Origin of the sequence: Ensifer sp. B1-9, assembly GCF_050474445.1 — a bacterium.
Taxonomy (GTDB): domain Bacteria; phylum Pseudomonadota; class Alphaproteobacteria; order Rhizobiales; family Rhizobiaceae; genus Ensifer.
Genome location: NZ_JBCHVG010000010.1, coordinates 148,007 through 162,845, shown reverse-complemented (window position 1 = coordinate 162,845; position 14,839 = coordinate 148,007). Strand labels below are relative to the sequence as shown.

Below are 14,839 nucleotides of genomic sequence, written 5' to 3'. Positions count from 1 at the left end.
CGGGTCGCCGCGCAGCTGAATGCCGGACGAGCCGAGTTGCGGTCATGCATGAATTTGAAGGGCTGTCGCCGTCTTGAGCGGCGCTTTCAGCCGGAAGTTTGTTGCGACTGATCGTGACGTTCAGGCCCGTTAACCGGACAAGGTGCGCACCGACGCTGCAAGGCTCCATGGACGCTGCACAGAATTCTCCTTGAATCGACCCGATTTCAGGAACTATGCAGTGCGTGGTGCAGCGCAAGCGAGGACGGATAAGGTCATGCGTATCGGATTGTTCGCAGTCGGCCGCCTCAAGGCGGGGCCGGAAAAGGATCTCGCGGCCCGCTATCTCGATCGTTTTTCCAAGGCCGGCCGGGCAATCGGTCTCGAGCTTTCCCGTGTCGTCGAAGTCAACGAAAGCCGTGCCTCGAATGCCGACACGCGCAAGCGGGAGGAAGCCTCCCAGCTCGAGAGGGCACTCGCCGATGGCAGCCTGCTCGTGCTTCTCGACGAGCGCGGCAAGGCGCTGGATTCAGAAGGCTTTGCATCGCTGCTCGGGACATTCCGCGACAGCGGCAAGCGCGACCTGATGATCGCGATCGGCGGCGCCGATGGCCTCGAGCCGAGCCTTCATGCCCGCGCCGATGCCGTGCTCAATCTTGGAAAGATGACCTGGCCGCACCAACTCGTCCGTATCCTGATCGCCGAGCAGCTCTACCGCGCCGTCACCATTCTCTCCGGACACCCTTACCATCGCGTCTAATGCGCCGGTTCTTCGCCCGTATTCCTGGCGCAGCACACGCAGCGATAACGAGAATATGCTTGGTCGCGCGCGCCAAATCAGATTAGGGTTTTTTCTTCATATTTTTCGGATGGACGCACGCGAACCGATGATGCGCCGAGGCAGGGCCAGCGTTTTCAGCATGGGAAGAGACGACGCAGGACGGCTTGGCCGCAAGGCGGCGGCGCTTGCGGTCGCGCTCGCGATCGGCCTGCCGGCAGGCGCCCAGGAAGCCGCGCCCCCCGGCGCCACGATGGTCGGCCAGGAACAGGGCCCGCCGGATCCTGCCGCCGACCTCACTCTTCGCCGCAACAGCACGCGCAGCGAGCTCGACGCGCTTTCGAAGACCATCACGCTGTCGCAGGAGCGCGCCAACGCGCTGAGCGAAACCATCGCCGAGATCGACAAGACCAACGAGACGCTGCGCGCCGCAATTGTCGATTCCGCCAAGAAGCGGCAGGGCCTTGAGCAACAGATCGTCGACGGCGAAAAGAAACTGAGTGATCTGCGAACCAAGGAGGACGCCGTCCGGAAGTCGCTGCACGCACGCCGCGGCGTGCTTGCCGAGGTTCTCGCCGCCCTGCAGCGAATGGGGCGCAACCCGCCGCCGGCGATCCTGGTGACGCCGGAGGACGCGCTGGCCTCGGTGCGCAGCGCGATCCTGCTCGGCGCCGTCGTGCCGGGCCTGCGCAAGGAAACCGAAAACTTGGTGGCGGACCTCAAGGCGCTCTCGGACATCCGCACCGGCATCGACCGGCAGCGGGAAGAGTTGACCGCAGCGATGACGGCCAATCTCGAAGAAGAGCGCCGCATGTCGATGCTGGTCGCCGAAAAGGAGAAGCTGCGCCAGTCGAGCGCCAGCGAGCTTGCCGCCGAACAGCGCAAGGCGCAGGAACTTGCCGGCCAGGCCACCAATCTTCAAGGCCTGATCGGCTCTCTCGAAAGCCAGATCGCCTCTGTTCGCGAAGCCGCGGAAGCGGCCCGCGCGCAGGAGGAAGAGCGCCGGCGCATGAGCGAGGCCGAGCGCGAGGCGGCGCGCGAATTGGCCCGCAATGCCGTGCCCGACAAAAACCGCATTGCCCCCGCATATGTGTTTTCGGAGCTGAGGAACAAGCTTGCCTATCCGGCTGCGGGATCGCTGTTGCGCAAATTCGGCGATGCAGATGGCACGGGGCACTCCCTGCAAGGGATCATGTTGGAAACCAATCCGGGCGCGCTGGTGACTGCGCCGTCAGATGGCTGGATCGTCTATGCAGGCAATTTCCGCAGTTATGGGCAGATGATCATTCTCAACCCGGGCGACGGCTATCACGTCGTGCTGTCGGGGATGGAGAGAGTGAGCGTACAGCCCGGGCAGTTTGTCGTGGCCGGTGAACCATTGGCAACGATGGGCGCAAAAAGAGTGGCGAGCGCTGCGGCCTTGGCGCTGGAAACAGACCGGCCGACGCTTTACATTGAATTCCGGAAAGACGGGAAACCGGTTGATTCCCGACCGTGGTGGACCGCAGCAGAGGTTGGAAAGGCGCGAAATGATACGTAGGGCTTCACTTGTTCTGGTCGGGGCGCTGATGGGCGCGACCGCGATGGGCGTGGTTTATTCGGCTGTCGTTCCGGCTGTCGCGGCCAACACCTCGACCTATCGCGAACTGGCAATTTTCGGCGACGTCTTCGAGCGCGTACGCGCGCAGTACGTGACGCCGCCGCAGGACGACAAGCTGATCGAGAATGCCATCAACGGCATGCTCTCCTCGCTCGATCCGCATTCCAGCTACATGAACTCGGCCGATGCCGAGGACATGCGCACCCAGACCCGCGGTGAGTTCGGCGGCCTCGGTATCGAAGTCACGATGGAAGACGATCTCGTCAAGGTGACGAGCCCGATCGACGACACGCCCGCAGCGCGCGCCGGCGTGCTTGCCGGTGACTTCATCTCGAAGATCGACGGTGCAGACGTTCGCGGCCTGAAGCTTGAGGACGCCGTCGAGAAGATGCGCGGCGCGGTCGGTACGCCGATCAAGCTGACCATCCTGCGCAAGGGCGCGGAAAAGCCGATCGAGCTGACGATCGTGCGCGACGTCATCGCCGTTCGTGCCGTCAAGTTCCGCACCGAAGGCGACGTCGGCTATCTGCGCGTCATCTCCTTCACCGAGAAAACCTATGACGACCTGAAGAAGGGCATCGAGAAGATCAAGGCCGAGGTGCCGGCCGACAAGCTCAAGGGCTATGTCCTCGACCTGCGTCTCAACCCGGGCGGTCTGCTCGACCAGGCGATCAACGTCTCCGACGCCTTCCTCGAGCGTGGCGAGGTCGTTTCGACCCGCGGCCGCAATCCGGACGAGACCCGCCGCTTCAACGCGACGCCCGGCGACCTGACCGATGGCAAGCCGGTCATCGTGCTCGTCAACGGCGGTTCGGCCTCCGCGTCGGAAATCGTCGCCGGTGCCCTGCAGGACCTGAAGCGCGCGACCGTGCTTGGCACCCGCTCCTTCGGCAAGGGATCGGTCCAGACGATCATCCCGCTCGGCGAAGCCGGTGCCTTGCGTCTGACGACGGCGCTCTACTACACGCCGTCCGGCAAATCGATCCAGGGCACGGGCATCTCGCCCGACATCAAGGTCGAACAGCCGCTGCCGCCGGAACTGCTCGGCAAGGTCGAGGCCCAGGGCGAGTCCGACCTGCGGGGCCACATCCAGGGCCAGAGCGAGACCGAAGAAGGGTCGGGCTCGGTCGCCTATGTCCCGCCGGAGACGAAGGACGACCTGCAGCTCAACTACGCGCTCGACCTGCTGCGCGGCAAGAAGACGGACCCGGCCTTCCCGGCCAATCCCGAACAGGCTCAGCTCAAGAAGTAAGCCTGCGAGCATCGAATTGAGAGCGCCGCGTGTTCGAAAAGCACGCGGCGCTCCGCATTTCAGCAGGGCGCATCCTGGGCCCAAGACGGATCTACTGGTCAAGGCGACTCTGCTAAATTATAGGGGTAAAGACGCTGCCGCAGCCGCTGATTCTCAGGGCACCGGTGCGCTCGGAGAGAGGAACTGCGAAGCGTCTCAACGCCGCCTCGCTCTAGAGCGCCGCACGTCCTGTCAGACGCGCAAAGTCGCTGCAGCACTTTGAATTGCTGCATGTTTGCCCTTTGATCGACCGTGATCAAAAGCAGGCATGCAGGAGCGGCAACATCGCACAGATCGACCGAGGCTCCGTTTGGGAACTGATCTCAATGCCCCCCTGGGCCAGAACCGGCGGGTGAAGCCAGCGGCGAGGCGCAATCCCCGACGGATGCTCGGGCTCTCTTTTCTCGGCATTTGTATTGCGTCGGTTGTCGGACTGTCGCTGTGGGGCACGCTTGCGCCGGACGGACTGAAGCGAGGCCAGCCTGAAACGGCAGCAACCGAGAGCGCCAAGGGCGCCGCCGAGACGCCGGCGAAGGCGGCAAATGGCCAGTCCGGTGCGAGCGGAACAATGAAGCCGGGGACCGCCTATTCCGGCGCCGACGTCGAACACACGCTCACCGATGACGGCTCTACCGTTACCAAGTTTTCTCCGCGCAGCCGCGACGGCAAGGGCCCGGCCCTGATCAATGTCGGTCCGATCCGCGGCCAGGATCCGAGAATGGCGGCCATGCCCAACGACGATCTCCTGGAAGACAGCCCGGCCGGACGTCTGCCGATCATCGGTCCGGACGGTCTGCGCCCCATGGATCAATATGCCCGGCCCTGGTCCGGCGCGCGCGGCACACGCATCGCGCTGGTCGTCGGCGGTCTCGGCCTCAGCCAGACCGGCACCCAGAAAGCGATCCGCGATCTGCCGGCCGAAGTGACGCTGGGCTTTGCCACGGCCGGAAACAGCCTGCAGCGCTGGATGCAGGAGGCACGCCGGGGCGGCCATGAGATCCTGCTGCAGGTACCGATGGAACCCTTCGACTACCCGGCCAACGATCCCGGCCCCAATGCGTTGCGCGTCGATCTCGGCGCCAAGAAGAACCTGACGGAGCTGCATCGGAACCTCGCCGAGATCACCAATTACACCGGCGTCATGAACTATCTCGGTGGCCGCTTCCTGTCGGACGCCGATGCGCTGGAACCGGTGATGCGCGATCTCGGCAAGCGCGGCCTGCTGTTCCTCGACGACGGAACGTCGGCGCAATCGCTCTCGGGCAAGCTTGCCGATGCCTTCGACGTACCGCACGGCTTTGCCGACCTGACGCTCGACACGGAGCTCAGCCGCGGCGCGATCCTGAAGAAGCTCGACGAACTGGAGCGGATTGCGCGCCGCAACGGCACCGCCATCGGCGTCGCTTCCGCCTTCGACGAAAGCGTCGGTGCGATTGCCTCCTGGATCGGCGAGGCACAGGGACGCGGTATCGAGATCGTCGGCGTTTCCGCGCTCGTCAAGGATCCGCAACAGAACTAGCTTACAGCCATCCGACAGGATGATTTGGCGATTGAAAGAAGAGGCAGCCGATGAGCAAGGAAAAGGGCAAGAAACTCAGAGCGGAGGACCTCCCCTATCGCCCCTGTGTCGGGGTCATGGTGCTGAACCGCGCAGGCCTCGTCTGGGCCGGGCACCGGATCGCCGTCGGCAATTCCGAATATGATGGCTCGCCGCAGCGCTGGCAGATGCCGCAGGGCGGCATCGACAAGAACGAGGATCCGTTGAAGGCCGCCTATCGCGAGCTCTACGAAGAAACTGGCATGAAAACAGTCTCGCTGCTCGCGGAAGCGCCTGGCTGGATCAACTACGATCTGCCGGAGCATCTGATCGGCATCGGCCTCAAGGGCAAGTATCGCGGCCAGACGCAACGCTGGTATGCCTTTCGCTTCGAGGGCGAGGAGGACGAAATCGCCATCAACCCGCCGCCGGGTGGACACGATCCGGAGTTCGACGCGTGGGAGTGGAAGCCGATGCGCGAATTGCCGGAGCTGATCGTGCCATTCAAGCGCAAGGTCTATGAGGAGGTCGTCTCGGCCTTCGCGCATCTCGCGCCCTGAAGGATGCCGCGCAAAAGTGTGCAGCGGCATTGCGTTCGGAAGCGCGTAATTTCAAAGGATACAAGCGGGAGTTCGTCTCACAGACGAAAAAGGCCGGCGATGTCGCCGGCCTTTGCCTTTGGAAAGCTGCGCCGAACTCAGTCGGCTTCGGCCTCGTTGGCCGGTGCGGCATTGAGCTGGCCGTATTTTTCTTCACCGATCTTGTCGAGCAGATCGAGCTGGGTTTCGAGGAAGTCGATGTGGCCCTCTTCGTCGGCGAGCAGTTCTTCGAAGAGCTTCATGGAGACATAGTCCCCGGCGGCGTGACAGATGTCGCGTGATTTCTTGTAGGCGGTGCGGGCGTCGTATTCGCCGGCGAGGTCAGCCTTCAGCACTTCCTTGACGTTCTGGCCGATGCGCAGCGGCGCAACCGTCTGCAGGTTGGGGTGGCCTTCAAGGAAGATGATGCGCGCGACCAGCTTGTCGGCATGCTGCATCTCCTCGATGGATTCCGCGCGCTCCTTCTTTGCGAGAAGCGTGTAACCCCAGTCTTCGAGGAGGCGGTAGTGCAACCAGTATTGGTTGACGGCACCGAGTTCGAGATAGAGCGCCTCGTTAAGCTGCTCGATGACCTTTTTGTCGCCTTTCAATGTCCGCCCTCCGGTTCTCTTCGTGGAATTGTCTGAGGCGGGTCATGAAATCAAATATCTCGGCGTCCGTCGAGTCGCGGTGCGCGTGATATTGCTCGGTGGTGCGGATGATGATGTCGACGACATTGGGGAAGCAGCCGCAGCAACGGCCGCGCTTTTCCATCGCGTGATAGACTTTCGCCGGCACGATCAGCTGCCAACAGTCCTCGTCGAGGAGGCCGACAATCGTGTCCTCGATCTCTTTTTCCGTGATGAAATTGCAGCTGCAAACCAGCATTTCGTCTCGCCTGTCGTACGCAACGCCCTGTATCAGCGCATAAAGCAAAACAGGACATTTAGTGTCAACTAAAAACTCCGCGAGCGGAAGTTGCAGATCGATTAGAACGACTCTAATCTTGATGAAAAGCTTCGTCTTTTCAAAATTTTAGAGAGATACGAACGACTATTCTTGCAGACCTTAGGTCGATCATGCCACACGCCTTCTGCGACATTTTTACACACCATCAGACCGCTTCGCCGAGCGCGCCGACTGTAGCCTTTGCCGAATGGTCATGCGGACCGTCCCGATCCACACGTAAGATGACCTGCTCATTTTACCGGAAGGCCCATCCGCTGCCTGTGCGGCAGCCGGGGTCCGAGCCCTGCCCTCAATGGAAATTGCGCCCCTTCGGCATCACGTCCGCCACCTCGGCCGTCGTTTGCTCCGGACTGCCGCCGGAACGCCGCGCCATCGCCAGGCGCAGATCGCCCTGCGCTTTCTTCTCGCGCGCGTCGCCGGTCGGTCTCAGCGCTTCATCGGCACGGTCGTTCGCGCCGAACCGCCTCACCTCTGCACGCAGCAGTCCCAGCATCGGCGTGATGTCCTCGATGTGTTCGGCGACCACATGGATGACGCTGCTTTCGCGCTGCAGCCGGCCGCGGATCTTGACGAGGCGCGCACCCATGACCACCGGCCGATAGGTCGCAAATACCTTCGGCCAGACGATCGCATTGGCGACGCCGGTCTCGTCCTCGATCGTCATGAAGATCACGCCCTTGGCTGAGCCCGGGCGCTGGCGGACGAGCACCAGCCCGGCGACCGTTATCCGCCGCCCGACCGGGGCCGTTGCAAGCGTGCGGCTGGTGACGATGCCCTGCTCGGAAAGCGCCGCCCGCAGGAAGGAGACCGGATGCGCCTTGAGCGAGAAGGAGAGATAGCGATAGTCGTTGATGACCTGCTCGCCCGGCAGCATCTCCGGCAGGATCATCGCCGGTTCCGGCCGCAACTCTTGCTTCGCCGCCCGGTCGAAGAGCGGCAACCGTTCGGCGGCACTCTTTTCGTCCAAGGCCTTTACCGCCCAGAGCGCCTTGCGCCGATCGAGCCCGATCGAGCGGAAGGCATCCGCGTCCGCAAGCCTTTCGAGTGCAGAGCGGGAGAGGCCGGAGCGCAGCCAGAGATCGCGGACTGTCCGGTAGCCGGCGCCGCGGTTGGCAACGAGCTTATCCTCCATCTCTTTTTGGTTCAGGCCCTTGATCGAGTTGAAGCCGAGGCGCATCGCCTTGCCGGTCTTGATCACGTCCTCCATCTCGCGATGACGCGGCTCGATGGCCTCCTTGTCGAGCTCTCCTTCTTCAAGGTCCGCATCCCAGACCGAATGGTTGATGTCGACGGGCCGTACCCGGACCCCATGTTCTCGCGCATCGCGCACCAATTGCCCGGGCGCGTAAAAACCCATCGGCTGCGAGTTCAGGAGCGCCGCGCAGAAGACATCGGGATAATAGGTCTTGAGCCAGGAGGAGACATAGACCAGAAGCGCAAAGGACGCGGCATGGCTCTCGGGAAAACCATATTCGCCGAAACCTTCGATCTGCTTGAAGCAGCGCTCGGCAAAATCGCGCGGATAGTTGTTCCTGACCATGCCCTCGATCATCTTCTCGTGGAAGGTATGGATGGTGCCGGTGCGCTTGAAGGTCGCCATCGCCCGCCGCAACTGGTCGGCCTCGCTGGGCGAGAAACCGGCGGCGGTGATGGCGATCTGCATTGCCTGCTCCTGGAAGAGCGGCACGCCGAGCGTTCGCTTCAGAACCACCTCCAGTTCAGGACTCGGATATTCGATGGGGATCTTCCGGGCATGCTGCTCCCGTCGCTTCAGATAGGGATGCACCATGTTGCCCTGGATCGGCCCCGGTCGGACGATCGCCACCTCGATGACGAGATCGTAAAATTTCCTGGGTTTCAACCGCGGCAGCATGCTCATCTGCGCCCGGCTTTCGATCTGGAAGACGCCGATCGTATCGGCCCGGCAGATCATGTCGTAGACGGCCTTCTGGTCATCCTTGAAGAGCTGGTGCAGCGTTTTCTTCTCCCCGTAATGCCGGTCGAGAAGCGCGAAGGCCCGGGCGATGCAGGTGAGCATGCCAAGCGCCAGCACGTCGATCTTCAGGATCTTCAGCGTGTCGAGATCGTCCTTGTCCCACTCGATCATGTAGCGGTCGGGCATTGCCGTGTTCATGATCGGCACCACCTCGTCGAGCCGGTCGCGGGTGATGACGAAACCGCCGACATGCTGGGAAAGATGGCGCGGGAAGCTCATCAGCTCGGTGGCATAATTGAGCACCTTCACCGTCGTCGGGTCCTTCGTGTCGAGACCGGCAGCCTGCGCCTCACGCTCGGAAAGATCGGCGACCGACCAGCCCCAGACCGAGCCGGCGAGCGCCGATTGCACGTCCTCGGAAAAGCCGAAGGCCTTGGCGGTCTCCCGGCCGGCCGAGCGCGCCCGGTAACTGATGACGGCGGCCGTCAGCCCTGCATGTTCCTTGCCATAGGTGCGGTAGATGTGCTGGATCACCTCTTCCCGCTTCTCATGCTCGAAATCGACGTCGATGTCCGGCGGCTCGTCCCGCTCGGTCGAGAGGAAGCGATCGAAGAGCAGGGTGGTCTCACATGGATCGACCTCGGTAATGCCCAGGCAATAACAGACGGTGGAGTTCGCCGCCGACCCGCGGCCCTGACACAGGATATGCACGCTGCGCGCAAACTGCATGATGTTGCGCACCGTCAGGAAATAGGGCTCGTAGCGTTTGCCCGCGATCAGCTCGAGCTCGTACTCGATCTGCGTTGAAACCTTATCGGGAATGCCTTCAGGATACCGCTCGCGCGCTCCCTCCATCGTCAGCCGCCGCAGGGTCTCAGTCGGCGTCTCGCCCGGAATGCTCTCATCCGGATATTGATATTCGAGTTCCGACAGCGAGAACTTCAACCTCCCAAAGAAATGCCCGGTATTGGCGATCGCTTCCGGGTAGTCGCGGAAGATGCGCGCCATTTCCTCAGGTGTCTTCAGATGCCGTTCGGCATTGGCGTGCAGCCGGTAGCCGGCCGACGCGATCGTCACATGTTCGCGGATGGCGGTGACGACATCGGCGAGCGGCCGACGGGCGGCGGCGTGAAACAGCGGACTGTTGGTGGCGACGGGCTTGACCGCCGCATGGCGGGCGATGGTCGCAAGCCCGGCAAAGGCAAGCTGGTCGAAGCCGTCATAACGCGGCACCAGCGCCAGATAGAGCCGATCGGCAAAATGCGGTTTCAGCCGCTTGAGGAAATCGGCAAGCAGGGTTGCCTCCGGCGCGCCGATCACCGGATCCGGCAGCACGACAAGCAAGAGGTCCTCGCCCCATTCGACGAGATCGGCTTCGTAGAGCGTGCAGGTGCCCTTCTTGGCGCGCAGGTTTCCGGCGCTCAGCATCCGGCAGAGATTGCCCCAGCCGCGGCGATTTAAGGGATAGGCAAGCACGTCAGGCAGATCTTCGGCAAAGGAGAGCCGTGCGCCGGGCTGGAAGGCATATTTCTCCACCTTGGCCTGTGCATGGGCGCGCACCACCCCTGCCACCGTATTGCGGTCGGCAATGCCAAGGCCACCAATGCCGAGGCGGCTTGCCGCAACGACCATCTCGCCCGGATGGGACGCGCCTTCGAGGAAGGAGAAATTCGACCAGGCACCGATCTCGAAATAGGGGGTAGCGCCGCTCATGCGAAGACTCCATGCATGAACCAGCGGGGCGGGGCGGCAGCCCCGTAATGGCCCTCGCGAAACAGCCAGAACCGCCGGCCGCGCTCATCTTCCACCCGGAAATAATCGCGCTCCATCGACGGCTCGCCATCGAGCCACCATTCGCCGGCAATCCGTTCCGGCCCTTCGGCGCGCGCGATGCGATGCAACGTGCGGCGCCAGCGGAAGCTTCTCGGCGGCCCCTCCGGCACCTCGGCCACGGCCTCCACCGGCTCGGGGCTTGGAAAGAGCCGCTGTGGCCGGGCCGCGGCGGCAAGCAGGGTCGCGGGCATGTTTTCCACCGGCTCCTCAGCCTTGCTGATCAGCGCCAGATCCGTGAGCGGGCGGAAAGTCGCTGCCCGCTCCGGCACATGGCTTTCTGCGAGAGCCGGCACCAGCAGGCTCTCCGCACCGAACCGCGCCATGACCCGATCGGCAAAGGCCGCAAGCGGCCGCTCGCGATCCGGCGTGCCGGAAAAATCCTCCTGCATCACCTCGTATTTTTCGCTCTTCGGAACCGAGAGCCTGAGGATTTCGAAGCCGAAGCCGGCGTCGAGATCCTCATGCACCGCCTGCAGCCGCTCGCGGAAAAGACCGGCGACACGCCGCGGCTCGTTGAGCGGCGAGGATGTGCCGGCGGCGATGCGGAAGACCGCGCCGTCGACGCGAAAGAGCAGAAGCTCGAACAGCCGCCCGCCTTCCCCACGCTTTTCCAGTTCCGGCTTCAGCCGCAGCGCCAGCTCTTCCGTCAGGCCTAAAATATCGTCTTCGCCCTGGACCGGTTCGCCGAGACGGCGCTCGACCGAAAGGGCGGCGACGGGCAGCCGTGGCGACAAAGGTTCGTCCTCCCGCCCGAGCGCCTGATCGAGACGCAGAAGCAGGATCGCGCCGAACCGGCGGGCAAGCGGCGCGCGCGGCGCTTCGAGGATGTCGCCGACCTGCTTGAGCCCAACCCGGCCAAGCGTTTCGATCGTCTCCCGCGGCAGCCGGAGCGCCGCCATCGACAGCGGCGCCAGGACCTGTGCGGCCTCATCCGGGGCAATGATGCCTTCGGACCCGAAGCGCGCCACCGCCCAGGAAAGCCCGGCCGAGGAGGAGATCGCCGCACAGGCCTCGACCCCCAGATGGAAAAGGCGGGCGAGCAGATCGTCGAGAAGCGCCTTTTCCCCACCGAGAAGATGGGCGCAGCCGGTGATGTCGAGAAAGAGGCCGTTGTCGCCATCGAGCGCGACCAGCGGCGTATAGCGGCAACACCAGTCGGCAAGGCCCTCGAGCAGAGCCCGGTCAGCGGCGGGATCGGCCGGCAGCACATCGATCTCGGGACACATGGCCCGGGCCTCGGCAACCCCCTGGCCAATGTGAAACCCACGCTTCTCGGCATAACCGTCGAGCGCGACGAGACGCATCGCACTCTTCACCTTGTCGGCGAAGACGACGGGCGGATGCTCAGGACGCCCGCGGGAAAGCCACGAGTTCCCCCAGCGCTTGCGGGCGACCCGATCGGCCGGAAGATGCGGAAAGGCGAGCGACAGAATGCGCTGGTTCTGGATCTGCCGCAGCAGCGGCTGGTAGGGGCTCGACGGGGTAAAGGCGGCGGTCATGGGGATTCCACTCCAGGAAGAAGCCGAGCGGCGCAGGAGCCCTGCTCTTCTCGGCAATGACGTGAAAGACGGGATGGCCGATGCTGCCGCGAAGCATCGATCCATCCGGTAGAGGGCGCTCACGCGCCGGCGCCGGCTCGACGAGGAGGCGAAAGAAGGCGCTGCTGGCCTCCTCGTGTCCGGATTGGCGCAGGAGCAGAAGAGGAACGTGGCCCGCCCGTGAGCGGACATGCAGGCGCCGGCTTTCGCTGAGAGCAAGGGCAGCAGGATTGCCGCGAATTTCCAGGATGACGGCACAGAAGCTTGGAACGGAAAGCGCGGCTTCAGCGATCCAGAGCGCATCCTTCACCGTGCGTGGCAGGCTGAAGACGAGGCCGCGTACATCGAGCCCGTAAGCTTTCAGACCGAGCCCATAGGGCATGCCCGCTTCGTTGGAGGCCATCGATTGGCTGATCCAGAGAACAGGAGCTGCCGGCTCGCCCTTTTCCAGGCGCGCCTGCTGGCAGAGCACACCGAGTGCAGCGGCAAAACCGGCGGCAGCACCAGCATCACGCGTCTCGGCATTGCGGATTTCCGTCATGCCTTCGAGCGGCAGACCGCCTTCGAGAAGCGCGTCCAGATCCGGAACCCCGAGCGCAAGCGCCTTGCGGCCGGATTCGTCTTCCTCGCGCTGACGGAAGCCGCCGGGATCAGCCGCCTTGGCGGCGCGCACGACGCCCGGAAGTCGACGGTTTTCGATCCTGGCTATGGTCTCTCGGAGCGAAAGTACCGTCTCCCGCTGCACGGCTTTGTCGGCCATGACGGTCAACTCCCATCATAAATGTTCATGTTATGTTCTAATTGATTCCAGAGCTTCCTAAATGAGTCAACAGCCAATTCTAAGAATTTATTCCTGCCCTTGTGTCTGCGGAATTCAACACTCGAAAAACAAAGGCAAAATCGCTATATGGAGGGCAACAAGGAGTGCCTATGGCCCGCATTGACCACACCGATGATTGGCGGGAACGCCACGCACCGACGCTTACCACTTTCGAACAGCTCGCGCTGGAAGCCTATGGCCACCTGCCGCAGGAGTTCCGTCAGCTGACAACCGACCTCATCATCGAGGTCGCCGACTTTCCGAGCGACGATGTTTTCGAGGACATGGCGCTGGAAACGCCCTTCGACCTGCTCGGCCTCTTCGAAGGCCGCGGCATCGGCGAACGCTTCACCATGGAAACCGGCCAGTTCCCCAACCGGATCACGCTCTATCGCCGTCCGATCATCGATTATTGGGCAGAGAACGAGGAGACGCTGGGCGACATCATCACCCATGTCCTGATCCACGAGATCGGCCACCATTTCGGCCTTTCCGACGACGACATGGAACGGATCGAAGCCAGCGTCGAGCACGTCGGCGGCTAAAGCAATTCCAGGAAAAGTGTGGGGCGGTTTTCCGCTACTTCAGAGAGTACGGCTCACCCGTCATTTTGCCCCTCATCCGCCTGCCGGCACCTTCTCCCCGCCCGCGGGGCGAAGGAGACTCGCGGCCTCCGCTCGCGTCAACAAGAAGCCGCTCGATTTCTCCTGACGACGCTTCCGTTCGACAACGCTGCGGGCCGGGTTCGTTCCCTCGCCCCGCCTGCGGGGAGAGGGTTAGGGTGAGGGGCAGTCACCCTCGATTACTGCTCCGACAACTTGATATCCGGGGTGTAATCCTTGCCCTCGACCTCCTTGACCACCGCCTGGCCACACTGCATGTGCTGCGTATCCGCATTGAAGGCATAGGTGGGTGAGCCGTGCAGGCTCCAGCCCTCGTTCAGCGCCGCCGTCACCTTGTGGCAGAAGGAGGCGTCGTCGGGGCCGGTCAGGAAGCGGTAGAGTTTCAAGATCTTGCCTTTCGTTTCTCGATAAGGTCCGCCTTGGCGGCAAGCGCCATGGCCTGGTCGAGGTGCAGCCGCTCGACCATGCGTCCATTGAGATTGATGACGCCCTTGCCGGTGTTTTCCGGAGCCGCGAAGGCGGCGATGATCGCGCGCGCCTCGTCGACGGCGATCTGCTCCACGCCGAAGCGCTCGTTCGCCGGGCCGATCTGGGCCGGATGGATCAGCATCTTGCCGTCATAGCCCATGTCGCGGCCCTGCCGGCATTCTTCGTCGAAACCATCAGCATCGCGGAAATCGTTGAACACGGCGTCGATGACGTCGAGCCCGCCACCCCGCGCCGCCAGCAGGATCTGCATCAGCCAGGGGACGAGAAAGGGCCGGCCTGGGCGATCCGGCACGCCGGTCTCCTTGCGCAGATCGTTGAGGCCGACGACGAAGCAATCGAGCCGTCCGCCGAAAGTGCGGCCGGTTTCGGCGATAACAGGCGCGTTGATGACGCCACGCGGCGTCTCGATCATCGCCCAGAGACGCAGCGTCTCCGGCGCATCGTTCTCGGCTAGCCAGTCGGCCGCCGCCTGGATATCCGCCGGGCTTTCGACCTTCGGCAGCAGAATGGCGTCGGGGTTGGCAGAAAGTGCCGCAGCGAGGTCACCTTGGCCGAAGTCGGAGCCGATCGCATTGATGCGGATGACGATTTCGCAATCCGACCGGCTCGCCGTCAGAAACTGCACCAGCGCCTCGCGCGCTTCCACCTTGCGCTCGGGCGCCACCGCATCCTCGAGATCGAAGATCGCGGCGTCCGTCGCGAGTTCAGCGACTTTGGCAAGTGCACGGGCATTGTCGGCCGGCACCGAGAGCACCGAGCGGCGCAGGCGCACGGGGTGATGTTCGATCGACTTGTTCATGTTTCAGTTGTGCCCGCCTTTCCTTCGTTCCGCAAGACGAGGCGAACCGCCGCACCCTTTCATAAGAGC

13 protein-coding genes are annotated in these 14,839 nt (G+C 63.3%); 6 read left to right on the top strand and 7 right to left on the bottom strand.

Annotated elements, in window-relative coordinates:
- Nucleotides 1-256: 256 nt before the first annotated feature.
- The 5 genes from rlmH (at nucleotide 257) to ACQ5BM_RS19800 (ending at nucleotide 5,745) form a co-directional block, all read left to right on the top strand.
- Complete coding sequence (gene rlmH / locus ACQ5BM_RS19820) at nucleotides 257-739, top strand: 23S rRNA (pseudouridine(1915)-N(3))-methyltransferase RlmH (RefSeq protein ID WP_429814829.1); 483 nt, start codon at nucleotides 257-259, stop codon at nucleotides 737-739.
- A 160-nt stretch (nucleotides 740-899) separates the two neighbouring features.
- Nucleotides 900-2,297, top strand: coding sequence for a murein hydrolase activator EnvC family protein (locus ACQ5BM_RS19815; protein WP_429814826.1), 1,398 nt, complete (start codon nucleotides 900-902; stop codon nucleotides 2,295-2,297).
- Entirely contained in the window at nucleotides 2,287-3,609 is a 1,323-nt protein-coding gene (locus ACQ5BM_RS19810; protein WP_429814823.1) for a S41 family peptidase, read from the top strand. Before ACQ5BM_RS19815 ends, ACQ5BM_RS19810 begins: the two co-directional genes overlap by 11 nt.
- 349 nt (nucleotides 3,610-3,958) lie before the next feature.
- Nucleotides 3,959-5,167, top strand: a complete 1,209-nt coding sequence (locus tag ACQ5BM_RS19805) for a divergent polysaccharide deacetylase family protein (protein ID WP_429814820.1) — start codon at nucleotides 3,959-3,961, stop codon at nucleotides 5,165-5,167.
- 50 nt (nucleotides 5,168-5,217) lie between these two features.
- Nucleotides 5,218-5,745, top strand: a complete 528-nt coding sequence (locus tag ACQ5BM_RS19800; RefSeq protein WP_429814817.1) for an RNA pyrophosphohydrolase — start codon at nucleotides 5,218-5,220, stop codon at nucleotides 5,743-5,745.
- 137 nt (nucleotides 5,746-5,882) lie between these two features.
- Here the strand turns inward: ACQ5BM_RS19800 and bfr are convergent, their stop codons facing one another.
- The 5 genes from bfr to ACQ5BM_RS19775 form a co-directional block, all read right to left on the bottom strand.
- Entirely contained in the window at nucleotides 5,883-6,374 is a 492-nt protein-coding gene (gene bfr / locus ACQ5BM_RS19795) for a bacterioferritin (protein ID WP_247959431.1), read from the bottom strand.
- The gene (locus ACQ5BM_RS19790) at nucleotides 6,340-6,699 is read right to left on the bottom strand and encodes a (2Fe-2S)-binding protein (protein WP_429814814.1); all 360 of its coding nucleotides are present in this window, start codon (nucleotides 6,697-6,699) and stop codon (nucleotides 6,340-6,342) included. The genes bfr and ACQ5BM_RS19790 overlap by 35 nt, the downstream gene beginning before the upstream one ends.
- A 322-nt stretch (nucleotides 6,700-7,021) precedes the next feature.
- Nucleotides 7,022-10,381, bottom strand: coding sequence for an error-prone DNA polymerase (locus tag ACQ5BM_RS19785; RefSeq protein WP_429814811.1), 3,360 nt, complete (start codon nucleotides 10,379-10,381; stop codon nucleotides 7,022-7,024).
- Nucleotides 10,378-11,931 (bottom strand): DNA polymerase Y family protein, encoded by a 1,554-nt coding sequence (locus ACQ5BM_RS19780; RefSeq protein WP_429815228.1) that lies wholly within the window; start codon nucleotides 11,929-11,931, stop codon nucleotides 10,378-10,380. Before ACQ5BM_RS19780 ends, ACQ5BM_RS19785 begins: the two co-directional genes overlap by 4 nt.
- Entirely contained in the window at nucleotides 11,846-12,799 is a 954-nt protein-coding gene (locus tag ACQ5BM_RS19775) for an ImuA family protein (protein WP_429814808.1), read from the bottom strand. Before ACQ5BM_RS19775 ends, ACQ5BM_RS19780 begins: the two co-directional genes overlap by 86 nt.
- A 170-nt stretch (nucleotides 12,800-12,969) precedes the next feature.
- On the opposite strand from ACQ5BM_RS19775, the gene ACQ5BM_RS19770 reads away from it, so the two are divergent.
- The gene (locus ACQ5BM_RS19770) at nucleotides 12,970-13,404 is read left to right on the top strand and encodes a metallopeptidase family protein (protein ID WP_429814805.1); all 435 of its coding nucleotides are present in this window, start codon (nucleotides 12,970-12,972) and stop codon (nucleotides 13,402-13,404) included.
- Nucleotides 13,405-13,661: 257 nt separating this feature from the next.
- Here the strand turns inward: ACQ5BM_RS19770 and ACQ5BM_RS19765 are convergent, their stop codons facing one another.
- Nucleotides 13,662-13,868 (bottom strand): DUF1737 domain-containing protein, encoded by a 207-nt coding sequence (locus tag ACQ5BM_RS19765; RefSeq protein ID WP_429814802.1) that lies wholly within the window; start codon nucleotides 13,866-13,868, stop codon nucleotides 13,662-13,664.
- Nucleotides 13,865-14,770 (bottom strand): HpcH/HpaI aldolase/citrate lyase family protein, encoded by a 906-nt coding sequence (locus tag ACQ5BM_RS19760; protein ID WP_429814799.1) that lies wholly within the window; start codon nucleotides 14,768-14,770, stop codon nucleotides 13,865-13,867. Before ACQ5BM_RS19760 ends, ACQ5BM_RS19765 begins: the two co-directional genes overlap by 4 nt.
- Nucleotides 14,771-14,839: the final 69 nt, after the last annotated feature.